General features: G+C 73.1%; 14 protein-coding genes and 1 pseudogene. 11 read left to right on the top strand and 4 right to left on the bottom strand.

Features of this window, described 5'->3' with window-relative positions:
- Positions 1-123: 123 nt before the first annotated feature.
- From hemL to OU787_RS13140, 7 genes are all read left to right on the top strand, one after another.
- Positions 124-1467: a glutamate-1-semialdehyde 2,1-aminomutase gene (hemL, locus tag OU787_RS13170; protein ID WP_030457826.1), complete on the top strand. Its 1344-nt coding sequence runs from the start codon at positions 124-126 to the stop codon at positions 1465-1467.
- 95 nt (positions 1468-1562) lie between these two features.
- Positions 1563-2213: a histidine phosphatase family protein gene (locus tag OU787_RS13165; RefSeq protein ID WP_051816524.1), complete on the top strand. Its 651-nt coding sequence runs from the start codon at positions 1563-1565 to the stop codon at positions 2211-2213.
- Positions 2214-2364: 151 nt separating this feature from the next.
- On the top strand, positions 2365-2955 hold the full coding sequence (locus OU787_RS13160) for a TlpA family protein disulfide reductase (RefSeq protein ID WP_030457824.1): 591 nt from the start codon (positions 2365-2367) through the stop codon (positions 2953-2955).
- A complete protein-coding gene (locus tag OU787_RS13155; protein ID WP_268659420.1) occupies positions 2952-3731 on the top strand; it encodes a cytochrome c biogenesis CcdA family protein in 780 nt (259 codons plus the stop codon). The genes OU787_RS13160 and OU787_RS13155 overlap by 4 nt, the downstream gene beginning before the upstream one ends.
- A gap of 2 nt (positions 3732-3733) precedes the next feature.
- Positions 3734-5503 (top strand): cytochrome c biogenesis protein ResB, encoded by a 1770-nt coding sequence (gene resB, locus OU787_RS13150; protein ID WP_268659419.1) that lies wholly within the window; start codon positions 3734-3736, stop codon positions 5501-5503.
- Between the two features lie 3 nt (positions 5504-5506).
- Positions 5507-6628: a c-type cytochrome biogenesis protein CcsB gene (gene ccsB, locus OU787_RS13145; RefSeq protein WP_268659418.1), complete on the top strand. Its 1122-nt coding sequence runs from the start codon at positions 5507-5509 to the stop codon at positions 6626-6628.
- Between the two features lie 55 nt (positions 6629-6683).
- Positions 6684-7088, top strand: coding sequence for a hypothetical protein (locus OU787_RS13140; RefSeq protein ID WP_030457820.1), 405 nt, complete (start codon positions 6684-6686; stop codon positions 7086-7088).
- Positions 7089-7180: 92 nt separating this feature from the next.
- Here the strand turns inward: OU787_RS13140 and OU787_RS13135 are convergent.
- From OU787_RS13135 to OU787_RS13125, 3 genes and pseudogenes are all read right to left on the bottom strand, one after another.
- Positions 7181-7351 (bottom strand): annotated as a pseudogene (locus OU787_RS13135) (acyl-CoA carboxylase epsilon subunit); the annotation flags it as partial.
- 57 nt (positions 7352-7408) lie between these two features.
- A complete protein-coding gene (locus OU787_RS13130; RefSeq protein WP_268659417.1) occupies positions 7409-9001 on the bottom strand; it encodes an acyl-CoA carboxylase subunit beta in 1593 nt (530 codons plus the stop codon).
- Positions 9002-9352: 351 nt separating this feature from the next.
- Positions 9353-9754 (bottom strand): PLD nuclease N-terminal domain-containing protein, encoded by a 402-nt coding sequence (locus OU787_RS13125; protein ID WP_442788630.1) that lies wholly within the window; start codon positions 9752-9754, stop codon positions 9353-9355.
- A 93-nt stretch (positions 9755-9847) separates the two neighbouring features.
- Here OU787_RS13125 and OU787_RS13120 point away from each other — a divergent pair, with 93 nt between their 5' ends.
- The 4 genes from OU787_RS13120 to OU787_RS13105 are packed head-to-tail and all read left to right on the top strand — an operon-like array spanning position 9848 to position 16643.
- On the top strand, positions 9848-11305 hold the full coding sequence (locus OU787_RS13120) for a menaquinone biosynthesis decarboxylase (RefSeq protein ID WP_268659415.1): 1458 nt from the start codon (positions 9848-9850) through the stop codon (positions 11303-11305).
- A complete protein-coding gene (mqnP, locus tag OU787_RS13115; protein ID WP_268659414.1) occupies positions 11302-12204 on the top strand; it encodes a menaquinone biosynthesis prenyltransferase MqnP in 903 nt (300 codons plus the stop codon). Before OU787_RS13120 ends, mqnP begins: the two co-directional genes overlap by 4 nt.
- A 54-nt stretch (positions 12205-12258) precedes the next feature.
- Complete coding sequence (locus OU787_RS13110) at positions 12259-13953, top strand: RNA ligase family protein (RefSeq protein ID WP_268659413.1); 1695 nt, start codon at positions 12259-12261, stop codon at positions 13951-13953.
- Positions 13953-16643: an RNA repair domain-containing protein gene (locus OU787_RS13105; protein ID WP_268659412.1), complete on the top strand. Its 2691-nt coding sequence runs from the start codon at positions 13953-13955 to the stop codon at positions 16641-16643. Before OU787_RS13110 ends, OU787_RS13105 begins: the two co-directional genes overlap by 1 nt.
- Before the next feature lie 180 nt (positions 16644-16823).
- Here OU787_RS13105 and OU787_RS13100 read toward each other — a convergent pair whose 3' ends face one another.
- Positions 16824-19478: a fumarate reductase/succinate dehydrogenase flavoprotein subunit gene (locus tag OU787_RS13100; RefSeq protein ID WP_268659411.1), complete on the bottom strand. Its 2655-nt coding sequence runs from the start codon at positions 19476-19478 to the stop codon at positions 16824-16826.
- Positions 19479-19502: the final 24 nt, after the last annotated feature.

The raw sequence follows: 19502 nt of genomic DNA, 5'->3' as shown, positions 1-19502 counted from the left end.
GTGAGGGGAGCAGCACACGGATCATCGTTCCAGATGATCGGGCCCGACATGCAGAACGCCAGGACACGATTTGAGACCATGTGCGGGTAAGAGCGGTTCCCGGCCACTCCCAGCACCCAACGGATGAGCGAGCAGATGAGCTACCCGTACGAAGCCCCCCAGTCCCAGTCGCTGTTCGACCGCGCCCTGGCCGTCACCCCCGGCGGCGTCAACTCGCCGGTGCGGGCCTTCCGCGCGGTCGGCGGCACGCCCCGCTTCATGGTGTCCGGCACCGGCCCGTACCTGACCGACGCGGACGGCCGCGAGTACGTGGACCTGGTCTGCTCCTGGGGCCCGATGCTGCTCGGCCACGCCCACCCGGAGGTGATCGGGGCGGTGCAGCGGGCGGTGGCCCGGGGCACCTCGTTCGGGACGCCCGGGCAGGGCGAGGTGGAGCTGGCCGAGGAGATCACCGCCCGGATCGCCCCGGTCGAGCAGGTCCGGCTGGTCTCCAGCGGAACCGAAGCGACCATGTCCGCGATCCGGCTGGCCCGCGGCTTCACCGGCCGCGCCAAGGTGGTCAAGTTCGCCGGCTGCTACCACGGCCACGTGGACGCCCTGCTGGCCGCCGCGGGCTCCGGCGTCGCCACCTTCGGCCTGCCCGACACCCCCGGCGTGACCGGCGCCCAGGCCGGCGACACCATCGTGCTGCCGTACAACGACCTGGACGCGGTGCGCGCCGCGTTCGCCGCCAACCCCGGCCAGATCGCCTGCGTGATCACCGAGGCCTCGCCCGGCAACATGGGCGTCGTCCCGCCGCTGCCCGGCTTCAACCGCGGCCTGGCCGAACTCTGCCGGGCCGACGGCGCGCTGTTCGTCTCGGACGAGGTGATGACCGGCTTCCGGGTCTCCAGGGCCGGCTGGTACGGGCTGGAGGCCGCCCACGAGGGCTGGGCGCCGGACCTGCTGACCTTCGGCAAGGTGATGGGCGGCGGCTTCCCCGCCGCCGCGTTCGGCGGCCGCGCCGACGTGATGGCCCACCTCGCCCCGGCCGGCCCGGTCTACCAGGCCGGCACCCTCTCCGGGAACCCGGTCGCCACCGCGGCCGGCCTGGCCCAGCTGCGGCTGTGCACCGACGAGGTGTACGCGACGGTCGACCGGGTCGCCGCCGAGGTCTCCGGCCTGGTCACTGCGGCGCTCGCCAAGGAGGGCGTGGCGCACCGGCTGCAGACCGCGGGCAACATGTTCTCGGTCTTCTTCACCGAGCAGCAGGTCACCAACTACGACGAGGCGCGCACCCAGCAGGCGTTCCGCTTCAACTCCTTCTTCCACTCGATGCTGAGCCAGGGCGTCTACCTGCCGCCGTCCGCCTTCGAGTCCTGGTTCGTCTCGGCCGCGCACGACGAGCGCGCGATCGAGCGGATCGCCGCCGCCCTGCCCGCCGCCGCCCGCGCCGCCGCCGAGGCCACCGAGGAGACCGCCAAGTGACCGAGAACACCAGCGAGAACACCCGCGACGACCGCAGCGAGAGCAGCGGCGAGAACAGCAGCGGGACCGGCAAGGACATCACCGTCGTCCACGTGATGCGGCACGGCGAGGTGCACAACCCGGAGGGCGTGCTGTACGGCCGCCTGCCCGGCTACCACCTCTCCGACCTGGGCCGGCAGATGGCCGAGCGGGTCGGCGAGCACCTCAAGGACCGGGACATCACGTACGTGGTGGCCTCGCCGCTGGAGCGGGCGCAGGAGACCGCCGAGCCGATCGCCAAGGCGCACGGCCTGCAGGTGGCGGCCGACCCGCGGCTGATCGAGGCGGAGAACGTCTTCGAGGGCAAGACCTTCGGCGTCGGCGACGGCTCGCTGCGCAACCCCGGGTACTGGAAGTACCTGACCAACCCGTTCAAGCCGTCCTGGGGCGAGCCGTACATCGACCAGGTGGTGCGGATGATGGGCGCCATCGCGGCGGCCCGGGACGCCGCGCGCGGGCACGAGGCGGTGTGCGTCAGCCACCAGCTGCCGATCTGGATCCTGCGCTCGTTCGCGGAGCGCCGCCGGCTCTGGCACGACCCGCGCCGCCGGCAGTGCTCGCTGGCCTCGCTGACCAGCTTCACCTACGAGGGCGACCGGATCGTCTCGATCGGCTACCGCGAGCCGGCCCGGGACCTGCTGCCGGCGCACCTGGTGGGCAAGGGCAAGAAGGGCGACAAGCCGGTCGGCAAGAGCTTCGGGGCGTAGCCCGCACCGGGCCCGCCGAGGTAAGCCCGGCGGGCGGAGAAATGCCCGAATTAAGACGATCATAAGCGGAGAAGCCGCAGGTCACGGGGGGTCGGGTCGACAACGCCGGACCCCCCTAAAACGGGCCGAAGAGCCATGCGAAACTTTTCACATGTCACGGACGTCCAGCCGCATCCGACTCACCGCCGCCCTCGGCGCGGCCTCCGCCCTGGCCCTGGCCGGGTGCTCCAGCTCCGGCAGCAGCAGCGGCGGAGTCGGCTTCGTCACCGGCAAGGGCGGCGTCGCCACCGCCGCCCCCGCCAAGCGGGTCGCCGCCCCCGAGATCACCGGCACCTCGCTGGACGGCGGCGGGGCCCTCAAGCTCTCCGACTACCGCGGCAAGGTGGTCGTCCTCAACATCTGGGGCTCCTGGTGCAGCCCCTGCCGGGCCGAGGCCAAGGGCCTGCAGGAGACCAGCCAGAAGTACGGCGACCAGGTCCAGTTCCTCGGCATCAACACCCGGGACACCGACCCCGCCAACGCCGTCGCCTTCGAGAAGAACTTCGGGGTCACCTACCCGAGCATCTACGACCCGGACGGCGCCGAGATCCTCAAGTTCCCCAAGGGCAGCCTCAACCCGCAGTCCATCCCGACCACCATCGTGATCGACAAGGACGGCAGGCTGGCCGCCCGCGCCATGCGCGCGATGTCCGCCGAGGACCTGCAGAAGATGGTCGACCCGGTGCTGGCGGAGTCGAAGTGAGCGCCCTGCTGGCAGCGGCGGACGTCGGGTACAACGAGACGGTCGGCAGCGGCGCGCTGGTGCTCGCCCTGCCGATCGCGCTGGCCGCCGGGCTGGTCTCGTTCTTCTCGCCGTGCGTGCTGCCGCTGGTGCCCGGCTACCTCAGCTACGTCACCGGCTTCTCCGCCGCCGACCTCTCCGACGCCAGGGGCACCCGGCGCGGCCGGATGCTGCTCGGCTCGGCCCTGTTCGTGGCCGGGTTCGCGGCCGTCTTCATCTCCGAGGGCGCGCTGTTCGGCTACGTCGGGAAGTCCCTGGCGGACCACAAGCGGATCGTCTCGGTGGTCATGGGCGTCGTCACGGTGCTGATGGGCCTGGCCTTCATGGGCCTGCTGCCCGGCTTCTCGACGCGCGAACTGCGCACCCACCGCCGCCCTGCGGTCGGCGTGTACGGCGCCCCGCTGCTCGGCCTGGTCTTCGGCGTCGGCTGGACCCCCTGCCTCGGCCCGACCATGGCGGCGATCAACACGCTCTCCACCAACGAGGCCGACGCGGGGCGCGGCGCACTGCTGATGACGGTGTACTGCCTCGGCCTCGGCGTACCGTTCGTCCTGGCCGCCCTGGCGTTCCGCAAGGCGCTGGGCGCCTTCGGCTGGGTCAAGCAGCACTACCAGTGGGTGATGCGGATCGGCGGCGGCATGCTCGTCGCGGTCGGCCTGGCCCTGGTGACGGGGGTGTGGGACGCGCTGGTCAACCAGCTCCAGTACCTCGCCCAGAACTTCTCGATCGGAATCTGACCGTGAGCGACACCAAGACCAGCCCCAAGCCGGCCGACGCCGCGGAGCCGGACGCCGAGCGGCTCAGCAGCGCGCCGGAGGAGAACGACTCGGTGCCGGCCGGCATGGGCGTGCTCGGCTGGCTGCGCTGGTTCTGGCGCCAGCTGACCTCGATGCGGGTCGCCCTGCTGCTGCTGTTCCTGCTCTCGCTGGCGGCCATCCCCGGCTCGCTGGTGCCGCAGAACACCAACGCGTTCAAGGTCGCGGAGTGGAAGAACGCCCACAAGGGCGTGGCGCCGCTCTTCGAGAAGCTCCAACTCTTCGACGTGTACAGCTCGGTGTGGTTCTCCGCGATCTACATCCTGCTGTTCGTCTCGCTGGCCGGCTGCATCCTGCCCCGCACCTGGCAGTTCGTCGGCGTGCTGCGCGCGCAGCCGCCGGCCGCCCCGCGCAACCTGACCCGGATGCCGGTCTACGCGGCCTGGCACACCGGGGCCGCCCCGGAGGCGGTCAACGCGGCCGCGCACCGGCTGCTGAAGAAGCGCGGCTTCCGGGCCGCGGCCGGCTCCGGCTCGGTGGCCGCCGAGAAGGGCTACCTGCGCGAGGTCGGCAACCTGCTGTTCCACTTCGCGCTGTTCGCCCTGCTGGCCGGCTTCGCCTGGGCCAGCCTGTTCAGCGGCTCCGGCACCAAGATCGTGCTGGAGGGCCAGGGCTACTCCAACACCACCACCCAGCTCGACGACTTCACCGGCTCGGCGTTCTACGGCGTCGACGACCTGGACGCCTTCGGCTTCAAGCTGGACGGCTTCACCGCCGAGTACCAGACCCAGGGCCCGGCGGCCGGCACCGCCAAGGAGTTCGTCGCCAACGTCCGCTACTGGGACGGCGCCGACTCCGGCAAGCAGAAGAACGCCCGGATCGAGGTCAACCACCCGCTGGAGGTGGGCGGTTCCAAGGTCTTCCTGACCGCGCACGGCTTCGCCCCGGTGGTCACCGTCCGCAACGCGAAGAACGAGGTCGTCTACCGCGGCCCGACGCCGTTCCTGCCCCGGGACAGCAACGTCACCTCGCCCGGCGTGATCAAGGTCAACGACTACGGCACCGACGCCCAGGGCAACAAGACCCAGCTCGCCTTCAAGGGCTTCTTCCTGCCCACCGCGGCGGCCGACTTCACCGGCACCGGCCCGATCTCGGTCTTCCCGGCCGCCGCCGACCCCCGCCTGGTGCTCAACGTCTACGCCGGCGACCTGCGCACCGACAGCGGCCTGCCGCAGAACGTGTACGAGCTCGACGACAAGGCGATGACCCAGCTCAAGGTCAACGACGCGCCCGCCACCGCGATCCTCAAGGTCGGCGAGGGCTGGGAACTGCCCGACGGCTACGGCACCCTGACCTTCGACGGCTACCAGCAGTGGGCCAACTTCACCGTCTCGCACCGCCCCGGCAACGCGGTCGCGCTGCTCGGCGCGGTCGCCGCGATCCTCGGCCTGATCGGCTCGCTGTTCGTCCAGCGCCGCCGGATCTGGGTCCGGGCCACCGCCGGGGCCGACGGCCGCACCCTGGTCGAGATCGCCGGCCTGGGCCGCAGCGAGTCCGCCCGCACCGCCGAGGAACTCGCCGAGATCGCCGTCGACCTGCAGGACGACGCCCCAGCCGCGGAGGAGCCCCCGGCCACCGAGGAGCCCCCGGCCACCGAGGAGCCGCCAGGTTCCGAGAGCCCCGAAGACGACGCACCCGCCGCAGCCGACTCCCCGGCCGCTGCCGTTCCCACCGCCCCGGAAACCAAGGAGTAGACGGTGCTGCTCGCGCAGGTCGACACCCAGTTGGCCAACTTCTCCAACTACCTCATCTACTCGGCGATGACGGTCTACACCCTGGCCATGTTCGCCCAGATCTTCGAGTGGACGTTCGGCGCCAAGGGCGGCGTCGCCGTCCGCTCCGCGCAGCAGAGCACCCTGGCCGAGTCGGTCGCCGACTCCGCGGCCGCGGCCAGGGGCGTCCGCAAGGTCACCGTCACCGTCGCCGCCCAGGGCGGCGGCACCACCACCCTCACCCGCACCGCGCTGGCCGACGCCGGCGCCACCACGGTCACCAGCGGCCGCGGCGACGAGGGCCCGGCCGACGGCGCCGGCCCGGCCGGCACCAGCGAGAAGGCCGACCTGGTCGGCCGGATGGCGGTCTCGCTGACCGTCCTCGGCCTGCTGCTGCACGCCGCCAGCGTGGTCACCCGCGGCCTGTCGGTGATGCGCTGGCCGTGGGGCAACATGTACGAGTTCTCGTGCGCCTTCGCCCTGATGATGGTCGCCGCGTACGTCATCCTGCTCGCCACCAAGAAGAACGTCCGCTGGCTCGGCCTGCCGGTCACGGTGGTCGCGCTGCTCATCCTGGGCGTGGCCGTCTCGGTGCTCTACACCGACTCCGAGCAGCTCGTCCCCGCCCTGCACTCCTACTGGCTGGGCATCCACGTCTCGACCGCCACCATCTGCGGCGGCGCCTTCTTCGCGGCGTTCGTCGCCACCGGCGCCTACCTGCTCAAGGACCGCTACGAGCACCGGGTCGCGGCCGGCCTCACCGTCCGCGCCGCCAACCTGATGGAGCGCCTGCCCGCCTCCGGCACCCTGGACAAGCTCTCCTACCGGATCAACGCGATCGTCTTCCCGCTCTGGACGTTCACCATCATCGCGGGCGCGATCTGGGCCGAGGCCGCCTGGGGCAAGTACTGGGAGTGGGACCCGAAGGAGACCTGGTCCTTCATCACCTGGGTCGCCTACGCCGCCTACCTGCACGCCCGGGCCACCGCCGGCTGGCGCGGCCGCAAGGCCGCCTACCTGGCCCTGCTCGCCTTCGCCTGCTGGCTGTTCAACTTCTACGGCGTCAACATCTTCGTCACCGGCAAGCACTCCTACGCCGGCATCTGACGCCCCTCCACCACCCCACACCCACGCACCACAAAGCCGCGAGGAGGGCCGCACCATGGAGTGCGACGAGGTCATCATGACCGTCCGAATCACCGCAGCGGAACGCACGCTGCTGCGACGGCTCGCCCAGGGCCATCACAGCGACGTGTCCGAGGTCGTCGCCGACGGGCTGCTGGACGTCCTGCCCACACTCCACTGCGCGGCGGACGCCTACCGGCTGCTCGCCGCCATCACCACGCCGGCGCCCTGCGCGCTCACCGTCTGGCTCCCCACCGAGCTGGCCGACCTGCTCACCATCGCCGCCGCGCGGATCGCCCACTCCACGGGCGTCCGGCTCGGCTCCTCCTGCATCATGCTGGGGGCCGCCGTCCGGCTCTGGCTGGCCCAGGACCCGCAGCGGCTGGCCGCCAACCTCACCACCATGCACGCCGGCCGTCCGGCGGCGCTGGCGGCCGCCTGAGCGACGACGAGGGCCCGGGGCCCGGCGGGTGCGTCCCGCCGGGCCCCGGGCCCTCGTCGTCCGTTACGCCGCCTGCTGCCAGCCGACGGGGAGAAGTAGGCCGGGCGGCGCTCGATCCGCGACCAGGTGGCGATCGGCTCGACGGCCGGGGCGGCGGCGGTGGCGGCGGCCACCGCGGCCCGGGCGGCGAGGACCGCGGTCAGCGCGGCCAGTTCCTCGGCGTTCAGCGAGCCGCGGACGATGCGGACGAGAGGTTCGCTCATGGTTCCTGTTCTCCCCCAAGCTTGAGTCTGAAAGGTTTCGGCGCGTTCGACCGCCGGTTACATCGGCGGGTTGCCGTGCTTCCGGCTGGGCAGGTCGGCGTGCTTGGTGCGGAGCATGGCGAGCGAGGCGGCCAGCACCTCGCGGGTCTCGGCGGGGTCGATGACGTCGTCCACGAGGCCGCGCTCGGCCGCGTAGTACGGGTGCATCAGCTCGCTCTTGTATTCCTTGATCTTCTGCGCGCGCATCGCCTCGGGGTCCTCCGCGTCGTTGATGTCGCGGCGGAAGATCACGTTGGCGGCGCCCTCGGCGCCCATCACGGCGATCTCGTTGGTCGGCCAGGCGAACGACAGGTCCGCGCCGATCGAGCGGGAGTCCATCACGATGTACGCGCCGCCGTACGCCTTGCGCAGGATCAGCTGGATCCGCGGCACGGTGGCGTTGCAGTACGCGTACAGCAGCTTGGCGCCGTGCCGGATGATGCCGTCGTGCTCCTGGTCGACGCCGGGCAGGAAGCCGGGCACGTCGAGCATGGTGACCAGCGGGATGTTGAACGCGTCGCACATCTGCACGAAGCGGGCGGACTTCTCGCTGGCGTTGATGTCCAGCACGCCGGCCAGCGACTGCGGCTGGTTGGCGATCAGGCCCACCACGTGGCCGTCGATCCGGGCCAGCGCGCAGATCACGTTGGTGGCCCAGCGCTCGTGCACCTCGAGGTACTCGCCGTGGTCGACGATCTCCTCGATCACCTTGCGCATGTCGTAGGGGCGGTTGCCGTCGGCCGGGACGAGGTCCAGCAGCGAGTCGTTGCGGCGCTCGACCGGGTCGTCGTTGGGGACGGACGGCGGCATCTCGCGGTTGTTCTGCGGCAGCAGCGAGAGCAGGTAGCGGACCTCTTCGATGCAGGACTGCTCGTCGTCGTAGACGAAGTGCGACACGCCCGACACCGAGGAGTGCACGTCGGCGCCGCCGAGGCCGTTCTGGGTGATCTTCTCGCCGGTGACGGCCTGCACGACGTCCGGGCCGGTGATGAACATCTGCGAGGTCTCGCGGACCATGAACACGAAGTCGGTGAGCGCCGGGCTGTAGGCCGCGCCGCCCGCGCACGGGCCGAGCATCACCGAGATCTGCGGGATCACGCCGGAGGCCCGGGTGTTGCGCTGGAAGATGCCGCCGTAGCCGGCCAGCGCGGTGACGCCCTCCTGGATCCGGGCGCCGGCGCCGTCGTTCAGCGAGACCAGCGGCGCGCCGGCCGCGATGGCCATGTCCATGATCTTGTGGATCTTCTGCGCGTGGGCCTCGCCCAGCGCGCCGCCGAAGATCCGGAAGTCGTGCGCGTAGGTGAAGACGGTGCGGCCGTGGACGGTGCCCCAGCCGACGACCACGCCGTCGGTGTGCGGCTTCTTCGCCTCCAGGCCGAAGCCCTGCGCGCGGTGCCGGCGCAGCGGCTCCACCTCGTGGAACGAGCCCTCGTCCAGCAGCAGCTCGATCCGCTCCCGGGCGGTCAGCTTGCCCTTCGCGTGCTGGGCCTCGGTGGCCTTCTCGCTGGGGCCGCGGCGGACCTGCTCGCGCAGCTCGTGCAGTTCGGCGACCCGACTACGGGCGTCGGCCGGAGCCTCGCCGCCGACCGGCGCATCGTGCAGGACCGTCATTTCGAACCACTCCAAGCTCGCGTGGGTCAGCGAACACCTCTTCTGTTACGACAGTACGAGTCAGTGCACCCGCCTTTCGGCGTCGAATCCGTACAAGGTCGGGACCCGATCGCTGTACAGCCTCGACAGAAGGGGGCGCACGGGCCTCCTGCCGGGTCGGTCCGGACGGGTGGTCGGGCCGGGGTCGGGCCGGGGGCGGCCGGAGGGTCGAATTGGCAGGTCAGCGGCAAGATCGGGGCAGCAAGGAGGCCGCCGGTCCGCCGCGCGCCGACGGGGGCGCACGGCGGCCGGCGGCCGGGTGCTCGGGCTCCGGAGCAGGTCCGGATGGTAGGGATGCGCCAAAAGGCGGGATCAGCCCTTGGGGCGGTCGCCCTCCTCGGGGCGGTCCCCGCCCCGGCGCAGCTCCTCCTCGCGGCGGCGCAGGTCCGCCTCCCACTGCTTGAGCATGTCCTCGTGCCGCTCGTTGCCGCGCTTCAGCGAGGCCAGGAACTCCGGGTCGTCGTCCGGCGCGAGCGGCCGCCGCGGGCGCTCGTACTCCGGGTACCCGGCGGTCGGACCGGACGGCCAGGCCACCTGCCGGCGGCGGGCCCCGGTGCGGTCGCGCCCGGCCACCAGCCAGGCGATCGAGCCGACCAGCGGGAAGAACAGCACGATGATCACCCACACCACCTTCGGCAGGTGGCGGACCTCGTCCTCGGGGGTGGTCAGGCAGTCGATGAACGCCCACACCCACAGGGCCAGCAGCGCGACCACGGGCACGACTCTCAGCACAGCGCAGAACTCCGGAGCAGGTTCGGACAGGACCCTTGGCGGGCTCAGGGTAGCCCGTATCGGATACTGACAGGTATGGCATACGACGATCTCCGTTCCTTCCTCCGGGCACTGGAGCGGGAAGGCGACCTCAAACGGATCAAGGTCGAGGTCGACCCCCACCTGGAGGTCGGCGAGATCGTCGACCGGGTGCAGAAGGCCAAGGGCCCCGCGCTGCTCTTCGAGAACGTCAAGGGCTCGGCGATGCCGCTGGCCATGAACGTCTTCGGCACCGAGCGGCGGCTGTCCAAGGCGCTCGGCCTGAAGTCGCCCGACGACATCGCCGAGAAGATCGGCGGCCTGCTCAAGCCCGAACTGCCGCAGGGCTTCACCGGGTTCCGGGAGGCGTTCGGCAAGCTCGCCACGATGGCGCACGTCCCGCCGCGGAACGTGAAGTCCGGCGACGCGCCCGTCCACGAGGTGGTGCTCACCGGCGAGGACGTCGACCTGGAGCAGCTGCCCGCGCTGTTCACCTGGCCGCTGGACGGCGGCTCCTTCTTCAACCTCGGCCTCACCCACACCAAGGACCCGGACTCCGGCGTCCGCAACCTCGGCCTGTACCGGCTGCAGCGGCACGACAGGCGCACCATCGGCATGCACTGGCAGATCCACAAGGACAGCCGCAACCACGCCGCGGTGGCCGCCAAGCGCGGCGAGAAGCTGCCGGTGGCGATCGCCTTCGGCTGCCCGCCCGCCGTCACCTACGCCGCCACCGCGCCGCTGCCCGGCGACATCGACGAGTACCTGTTCGCGGGCTTCGTCGCGGGGGAGCGGGTCCGGATGGTCGACTGCAAGACCGTCCCGCTGCAGGTCCCGGCGGACGCCGAGGTGGTGCTGGAGGGCTGGCTGGAGCCCGGCGAACTGCTGCCCGAGGGCCCGTTCGGCGACCACACCGGCTTCTACACCCCGCAGGAGCCGTTCCCGGCGCTGACCATCGACTGCGTCACGATGCGCCGCCGCCCGATCCTGCAGTCCATCGTGGTCGGCCGCCCGCCGACCGAGGACGGGCCGCTCGGCAAGTTCACCGAGCGCTTCTTCCTGCCGCTGCTCAAGGTGATCATCCCGGACATCGTCGACTACGACCTGCCCGAGGCCGGCGGCTTCCACAACTGCGTGATCGTCTCGATCGACAAGAAGTACCCCAAGCACGCCCAGAAGGTCATGCACGCCATCTGGGGCGCCCACATGATGTCGCTCACCAAGCTGATCGTCGTGGTGGACGCCGACTGCGACGTGCACGACTACCAGGAGGTCGCCTGGCGGGCCCTGGGCAACGTCGACTACAGCCGGGACCTCTCGGTCGTCGAGGGCCCGGTCGACCACCTCGACCACGCCTCCTACCAGCAGTTCTGGGGCGGCAAGGCGGGCATCGACGCCACCCGCAAGCTCCCCGAGGAGGGCTACACCCGCGACGGCGGCTGGCCCGAGATGGTCGCCTCCGACCCGGAGACCGCCGCCCGGGTCACCCGCCGCTGGAAGGAGTACGGGCTGTGACCACCGCCGACGCGTTCGAGGCCCCGCCGAGCCGGACCCGGGCCTTCCTGCGCCTGGTCGCCATCGAGCACTCGGTGTTCGCGCTGCCCTTCGCCTACACCGCCGCGCTCACCGCGATGTTCCTCGCCGACAAGTCCGTGCACTGGCGCGAACTGCTGCTGGTCACCGTCTGCATGGTCGGCCTGCGGACCTTCGCCATGGCCGCCAACCGGATCATCGACCGCGAGATCGACGCCCGGAACCCGCGCACCGCCGGCCGCGAACTCGTCACCGGCGCCGTCTCGGTGCGCACCGCGTACGTCGGCTCGGCGATCGCCCTGGTGGTCTTCCTCGGCTCGGCCGCGCTGCTCAACACCCTCTGCCTGCTGCTGGCCCCGGTCGCCGTCGTCCCGATGGTGGTCTACCCCTACGGCAAGCGGTTCACCGACTTCCCGCAGGCCATCCTGGGGCTCGCCCAGGCGATGGGCCCGATCGGCGCCTGGCTGGCCGTCACCGGCACCTGGTCCTGGGACGCGGTGGTGCTCGGCCTCGCGGTCGGCATCTGGATCGGCGGCTTCGACCTGATCTACGCCTGCCAGGACGTCGCCGCCGACCGCGGCATGGGTGTCCGCTCGGTGCCCGCCCGCTTCGGCGTCCCGGCCGCTATCACCGGCGCCCGGGTCTGCCACGCGATCACCACCGCGCTGCTGGCCTGGTACGCGGTGCTGACCGACGCGGGCGCGTTCTTCTGGTGCGGGCTCGCCGTGGTGGCGGGCGCGTTCGTCTACGAGCACACCATCGTCAAGCCGAACGACCTGTCCCGGCTGAACCGGGCGTTCTTCTCCACCAACGGGTTCGTGGGCATCTCGCTGTTCGCCTTCGCGCTGATCGACCTGATCGCCCGCGGCCTGACGGTCTGACGGCCGCGCTAATCCGCTGGCCCGTGCCCGCCGCCCGTCCCTAGGGTGGCGGGCATGCGCGTCCCCTACCCGCGGACCCCGCACCTCCCGTGGTCGCCGGGGGCGGCGGCCGACGACCTCCGCAGCGGCGACCTCTCCGGCCTGGCCGGCGCCGAGGTGGTCGTCACCGAGAAGCTCGACGGCGAGAACACCACGCTGTACGCGGACGGGCTGCACGCCCGCTCGCTGGACTCCGGGCACCACCCGTCCCGGGCCTGGGTGAAGGGCCTCCAGGGGCGGATCGGCGCGGGCGTCCCGGCGGGCTGGCGGATCTGCGGCGAGAACCTGTTCGCCCGGCACTCGCTGGCCTACACCGACCTGGACAGCTGGTTCTACGGCTTCTCAGTCTGGACGGCCGAGGACCGCTGCCTCGACTGGGACGCCACCGTCCGCTTCCTGCGCCGCCTCGGCGTCCCGGCGCCCCGGGTGCTGTGGCGCGGCCGGTACGAGGAGCGGGCGATCCGCGCGCTCAAGCTCGACCCCGAGCGCCAGGAGGGCTACGTCGTCCGCACCGTCGCCGGGTTCGACCGAGCCGAGTTCGGACGGCGGGTCGCCAAGTGGGTCCGGCCGCACCACGTCCGGACCGACACGCACTGGATGCACGCCGCCGTGGTGGAGAACGGCCTCGGGCCGAACTCCGCGCTCTGGCACGTCCGTTCGGGCGGCGAACCGGACGCCGCCGGACTCGGCGCCGCGCTCGGCCTCCCGCTGCACCCCGAACTCGACGACGTCACCGCCCGGTTGGACGCGCTCGGCCGCACCGGCGACGCCCGGCTCGCCGGCGTGCTCGCGCACGGGCTGCGCACCGCCCGCCGCGCCGAGCTGATGCCCCGGCTGGCCGGGCCGCTCGGCCTCCGGCAGGCCCGCCGGGTCGCCGACCTGGTCGGCCTCCACCCGCGACTCGGGCAGCCTTTCCCCGACGAACACCGCCGGGCCGGACTCACCGCCCTCACCGCCGCCGCCGACCTCGGCGTGCTGCACGCCGTCGCCGCCGCCGCGCTGCCCGCCGCCGAGCAGGAGGTCGCCTGGTCCGCCCTGCACGCCGAGGACGCCGGGCTGCTCGGCCCCGACCCGCTCGGCTGGCTGCGCACCGGCCTGCGCGAGGCCCTGACCGGCCTCGACTCGGACGTCCGGGACCGGTGCTGGGCGCACGCCCGCGAGGCGTACGGACTCGGCCGGATCTCCACCGTCGAGGAGGCCGTCGCCGCCACCTGGACCTGGCGGGACGGCCGCTTCCCCCGGCTGACCCACCTGTGCGGCCCCTCCGGCAGCGGCAAGTCCACCCACGCGGCGACCCTGCCCGGCACCCGGATCTCGCTGGACGATCTGCGGGCCGCCCGCGGCTCCCGCACCGAACAGCGTGACAACCCCGAACTCCTGCGAGAGGGTCTCACCGCGCTGGAGGCCGCCCTCGCCGACGGCGGCACCGCGGTCTGGGACGCCACCTCGCTCAACCGCCACCAGCGCGCCCACGTGCACGCCGTCGCCGAACGCCGCGGCGCGCTGCTCACCCAGGTGGTCACCGTCGTCGACGAGGCCGAACTGCTCCGCCGCAACGCCGTCCGCCCGCACCCCGTCCCCGCCGAGGTGCTCACCGCCCAACTGCACCGCTGGAGCCCGCCCTACCCCGGGCAGGCCCACCGCACCCGCTACCTCGACGCCGACGGCACCGTGGCGGACGGCGCGGGATCCCTGGACGAGGAGGACTGATGCGTCCGATCGAGCAGGTCTGCCAACGCATCCGCTGGGACGACCGGTTCGACCCGGCCCGGTTCACGCTCGGCGTCCGGCAGCGCGACGACCGGATCAAACGCGTCCCGCTGGAGACCTTCACCGCCGCCGGGGACGTGCCCTGGCACCGGGTCCGGCAGGTCGAGGCCGACGGGCAGGTGGTCTGGGACCGCGAGCGCGGCACCGACCTGCTCGACACCACCACCGCCGGACGGCGCCGGCGCCCGCGCGGCCTGCCCGCGCCGTTCTTCACCCCGAGCACCCCGCACGCCTGGCACCCCGACCGCGGCTGGCGGCCCGCCGAGGCCGAACCGGCTCTACCCGCAGGAGAGTTGAAGGTCGTCACCTGGAACACCCTGTGGGACCGCTACGACGCCGACCGGATCCACACCGTCCGCCGCCGCCCGCTGCTGCTCGCCGAACTCGAAGCCGCCGACGCCGACCTGATCGCCCTCCAGGAGGTCGAACCCGCCCTGGTCAAGCTCCTGTTGAACCAGGACTGGGTGCGCGGGCAGTACACCCTAGGCGCCGACCCGTTCGGCCGCGAGATCGACGGCCACGGGCTGCTGCTGCTCTCCCGGCTGCCCGTCCTGGAGGCCGGCCGGCACGCACTGGGACCGCACAAGGCCGTCACCGCGATCACCGTGCCCACCGCCGCCGGACCGCTCACCGTCGCCGCCGTCCACCTCAGCAGCGACCACTCGGCCGACGGACCGGCCCGCCGCACCGCCGAACTCGCCGAACTGGCCCAGGGGTTCGCGGCCGTAGACGGCGAACTCCTGGTCCTCGGCGACTTCAACGACAGCGGCTGGGAGCCGTGCACCGCACTCGGCCTGCGCGACGCCTGGACCGAGCAGTACGGCCCCGAGGACCGCACCCCCACCTTCGACCCGACCGCCAACCCGCTCGCCGCCGTCGGCTCCCGCACCGGCCGGGCCGGCCGCCTCGACCGGATCCTGCTCCGCCCCGGCCGGGCCCGCACCGCCACCGCCCACCTGCTCGGCGACCGCCCCGACCCCACCGGCCTGCACCCCTCCGACCACTACGGCCTCGCCGCCGTCGTCGGCCTCACCGACACCCCCGGCGTCGAGGCGCTCGACGCCCCGCCGACCGTCCGGACCGCCGTCGCCTGGCTCCCGCCCGCCGAACTCCGGCCCGCCATCCAGGAGTTGCGGTCCCGCACCGACCCGCAGTACGACCGCTGGCCGCCGCACGTCAACCTGCTCCACGGCTTCGTCGCCGAGCACCACTTCGACCGGGCCCTCCCGCTGCTGGCCGAAGCCGCCGCCGAAACCGCCCCGTTCCGCACCACCCTGTCCGGCGTCCACACCTTCACCCACCGGCTCACCGCCACGCTCTGGCTCGACCCCGCCGTCGGCGCCGCCGCGCCCTGGGCCGCCCTCCGGCACGCCCTGGCCCGCCGCTTCCCCCGCTCCACCACCCACGGCGAGGGCTACCACCCGCACCTCACCGTCGGCCTGGCCTACGAACCGCACGACGCCGCCGACGCCGAGGCCGCCCTCGGCACCAGCACCGCCACGGTCGGCGAACTCGTCGTGCTCTCCCGGCGCGGCGACAGGCCGATGCTGCCGCGCGCGACCATTGCGCTCGGCACCGGCGAGATCCGCGAGCTGCCCGAGCCGGCCGCCCCGGTCGCCCGTACCGAACCTGCCTTGGACATCGGCGAGTTGACCGACCGGATCGCCGCCGCGCTGCCCGGCGAGACCCACCTGGCCGGCTCCCGCCGGATGGGCTGCCACCTCGACGGCGCCGACCTCGACCTGGTCACCGTCCTGCCCGGCGCCGTCCGACCCGCGCTGCTGGCAGGGAAGCTGGCCGAGGCGCTGCCCGAGGCCCGGAACATCCGGGAAGTCCACGGCGCCCGCGTCCCCGGCCTGCGGCTGGACGTCGCCGACCTCGCCGTCGACCTGGTGCTCGCCCCCGCCGAGGACTCCGCGATCGCGTACAGCGCCGTCACCGACGCCGACGCCGTCCTGGCCGCCGTCGGCCCCCGCCACGCCGCCTTCGCCGCCCTCACCCGCCGGGTCAAGAGCTGGGCCTCCGCCCGCGGCCTGGTCTCCGCGCCCTTCGGCCAACTCCCCTCCCTCGCCTGGACGGTGCTCGCCGCCCGGACCGTCACCGAGGCCGGCACCGAGGACCCGGCCGAACTGTTCCACCACTTCACCGAGACCTGGGCCGCACACGACTGGCGCCACCCCGTCACCCTGCACGGCGGCCCCACCACCCCGCAGCCCGACCCCGTCACCGTCCTCACCCCCACCGCCCCCGTCCGCAGCTGCACCACCCAGGTCGGCCCCGGCACCCGCGACCTGCTCACCGAAGAGCTCTACCGCGCCTGGGAACTCGGCCCCGACCACCCCGAACTCCTCGCCCCGCCCCCGCTGCACCGCCGCCACGCCGCCTGGCTGCTGCTCACCCCCGCCCCCGACCGCCTCGGCGCCACCCGCGGCCGCCTGCGCACCCTCCTCACCGCCCTCGACCCCCTCGCCCCCACCCACCACGCCTGGCCCCACCCCCTCCCCGGCCCCACCCTCGCCATCGGCCTCGGCCCCACCCCGCCCACCCCGGAAACCCTGGCCCCGCTCCTCCGCCGCACCCTCCCGGACGTCCCCACCCGCTACGCCTCCGGCGGCGACCTCGGCTTCTAGAACGGCGGGATGCGAAATCAGGGGCTCGGGGAACGGCGAGCCCGAGTCTGCTGGCGGTGCACTGCCGTTGCGCGCATCGGCTTCCGGTTCTGTCACTACACGCAGCAGCACGGACCTCCGATGGGCTCCGACCGCCAGCAGCATCGACTCGCCGTTCCCCGAGCCCCTGAATGCGCGTCCCTACGCCCCCTCCAACGCCAGCCGCGCGTACGCCCGGACGTCCGCGTCGCCGTCCGTCAGCCGTTCCCGCAGCGCCGCGGCGACGTCCGCCTCCGCGGCGCCCGCGGCCATCGCCCGGACGGCGGCCTTGCGGACGTCTCCGTTCCCGTCCGTCGCCAGCACCGTCAGCGCCTCCCAGCGTCCGGCCGCGCCCAGCACGCCCGCCGCAGCCTTGCGGACCTGCCAGGCCGGGTCCGGGCGCTGTGCCAGTTCCGCCAGCGCCCCGCCCAGGCCCGCCGCACCGGTGAAGGCGCCGGCCCGCACCAGCGGGTCGGGGTCCTCGGCCAGTACCACCAGCACTGCCGCCGAGGCGGGGTCGCCGATCACGCCCAGCCCCTCGCCGACGGCGACCCGGACCTCCCGGGCGGGGTCCGTCGCCCCGGCGGCCAGCGCGTCCGCCGCGTCCAGCGAGACCAGCCCCCGGACGGCCTGCAGCCGCACCGCCGTCTCGGCGTCGCGCAGTCCGGCCGCGAACAGCTCCACCGATCCGCCGCGCAGGACTCGGGCGAGTTCCTGGACGCCCGCCCGCACCACCGGGTCGGCGGATCCGGCCGCGGCGGCCAGCGCGGTCCCCAGCGCGGGGTCGAGGACCTCCACCAGCTCCCGCAGGCCCGCGACGGCCGCGCCGCGGACCCGCCCGTCCGGGTCGCCGAGCGCGGCGACCAGCGCGCGGCCGGTGCCGTCCGGGGTGTGCTCGGTGAGCGCGGCGACGGCGGCCAGCCGGACGTCCGGGTCGGGGTCGGTCAGGTAGTCGACGACCGCGGCGCCCTCGGCCCGCAGCACCTCCAGGACGCGCCCCTGCGGCTTCGAGGCGCCGGTGGCCCCCGTCCCGCCCGCCGCGACCGCGCTCACCCCGGTGCGGCCGACCACCATCGCCTCGACGGTGCCGAGCAGTTCGACCTCCCCGCCGGGCGGCTCCAGCCCGTCGACCGGCACGAGGTAGGGCGCGACCGGCCGGGTCAGGAACTCCATCGCGCCGTCCCCGGCCCGCTTGCGCAGGTTGAGGTGCCGGAACCAGCCGGTGTCGTCCCGCTCGGGCCGGTCGAGGCGCTGGTGGTAGAGGCCCCAGCGGGACTCGTCGCGGGCCAGCGAGGCGCGCGCCGCCATCTCGGCGCAGTCCCGGATGAAGTCGACCTCGACCGCCCGCATCAGCTCGTGCGGGGTGCGGGCGCCGATCGAGGCGACCTCGCCGCGCATCCGCTCGAAGTGGTCGAGCGCGACGGAGAGCCGGGCTCCGGTCTTCGGCGGGGCGATGTAGTCGTTGACGAAGCGCCGCAGCTTGTACTCGACCTGCTGCTGCGGCGGCCCGTCGGGGTGCTCCAGCGCCCGGTAGACCAGCCGGTGCGCGTCGGCGACCTGGTCCTGAGGCAACTCCGGCCGCACGGCGGGCAGTTGGCCGGCCGCGTGGGTGCCCGCCAGTTCGCCGAAGACGAACGCCCCGATCATGTAGTTGTGCGGCACGCAGGCCAGGTCCCCGGCCGCGTACAGCCCGGGCACGGTGGTCGCGGCGTTCTCGTCGACCCAGACGCCGCTGGCGCTGTGGCCGCCGCACAGGCCGATCTCGGAGATGTGCATCTCGACGTCGTGGGTGCGGTAGTCGTGGCCGCGCCCGGCGTGGAAGGTGCCCCGGCTGGGGCGCTCGGTGGTGTGCAGGATGGACTCCAGCGCCTGCACGGTCTCCTCCGGCAGGTGGGTGGTCCGCAGGTACACCGGGCCCCGGTCGGAGGCGAGTTCGACCGCGAACTCGGCCATCATCTGCCCGGACCAGTAGTCGGAGTCGACGAACCGCTCGCCGTGCCGGTTCACCTGGTAGCCGCCGAACGGGTTGGCGACGTACGCGCAGGCCGGGCCGTTGTAGTCCTTGATCAGCGGGTTGACCTGGTAGCACTCGATGCCGGACAGCTCCGCGCCCGCGTGGTACGCCATCGCGTAGCCGTCGCCCGCGTTGGTCGGGTTCTCGTAGGTGCCGTACAGGTAGCCGCTGGCGGGCAGCCCGAGCCGCCCGCACGGCCCGGTGGCCAGCACCACCGCCCCGGCCGAGACCAGCACGAACTCGCCGCTGCGGGTGTCGAACCCGGCCGCGCCGACCGCCCGGCCCCCGGAGGTGAGCACCCGCACCGGCATCACCCGGTTCTCGATGGTGACCTTCTCGCGCATCCGGCGCTCGCGCAGGACGCGGTACAACACCTTCTTGACGTCCTTGCCCTCGGGCATCGGCAGCACGTACGACCCGGAGCGGTGCACCTGCCGCACCGCGTACTCGCCGTGCTCGTCCTTCTCGAACTTCACGCCGTAGCGCTCCAGCCGCTGCACCATGGCGAAGCCGCGCCGGGCGGTCTGCCGGACGGTGGCCTGGTTGACGATGCCGTCGTTGGCGCGGGTGATCTCGGCGACGTACGCGTCCGGATCGGCCCGGCCGGGGACGATCGCGTTGTTGACGCCGTCCATGCCCATGGCGAGCGCCCCGGAGTGGCGCACGTGCGCCTTCTCCAGCAGCAGGACGCGGGCGCCGGCCTCGGCGGCGGCGATCGCGGCCATCGACCCGGCGGTGCCGCCGCCGATCACCAGGACGTCGCACTCCAACCGGCGCGCCTCGCTGATCTCGGGTGTGCGCATCTGCCGTGCCTCTCAAGTGTGTTC

The sequence above is a fragment of the Kitasatospora sp. YST-16 genome (assembly GCF_026802215.1).
GTDB classification, from domain to species: domain Bacteria; phylum Actinomycetota; class Actinomycetes; order Streptomycetales; family Streptomycetaceae; genus Kitasatospora; species Kitasatospora cineracea.
This window is presented reverse-complemented; position numbering and strand designations above follow the sequence as displayed.

Excerpts from the sequence above, each read along its gene's own strand:
- hemL (WP_030457826.1), top strand. The coding sequence starts at position 124 with ATGAGCGAGCAGATGAGCTACCCGTACGAAGCCCCCCAGTCCCAGTCG.
- OU787_RS13105 (WP_268659412.1), top strand. The coding sequence starts at position 13,953 with ATGCGTCCGATCGAGCAGGTCTGCCAACGCATCCGCTGGGACGACCGG.
- OU787_RS13110 (WP_268659413.1), top strand. The coding sequence starts at position 12,259 with ATGCGCGTCCCCTACCCGCGGACCCCGCACCTCCCGTGGTCGCCGGGG.
- OU787_RS13100 (WP_268659411.1), bottom strand. The coding sequence starts at position 19,478 with ATGCGCACACCCGAGATCAGCGAGGCGCGCCGGTTGGAGTGCGACGTC.
- OU787_RS13140 (WP_030457820.1), top strand. The coding sequence starts at position 6,684 with ATGGAGTGCGACGAGGTCATCATGACCGTCCGAATCACCGCAGCGGAA.
- OU787_RS13120 (WP_268659415.1), top strand. The coding sequence starts at position 9,848 with ATGGCATACGACGATCTCCGTTCCTTCCTCCGGGCACTGGAGCGGGAA.
- OU787_RS13165 (WP_051816524.1), top strand. The coding sequence starts at position 1,563 with ATGCGGCACGGCGAGGTGCACAACCCGGAGGGCGTGCTGTACGGCCGC.
- OU787_RS13130 (WP_268659417.1), bottom strand. The coding sequence starts at position 9,001 with ATGACGGTCCTGCACGATGCGCCGGTCGGCGGCGAGGCTCCGGCCGAC.
- OU787_RS13160 (WP_030457824.1), top strand. The coding sequence starts at position 2,365 with ATGTCACGGACGTCCAGCCGCATCCGACTCACCGCCGCCCTCGGCGCG.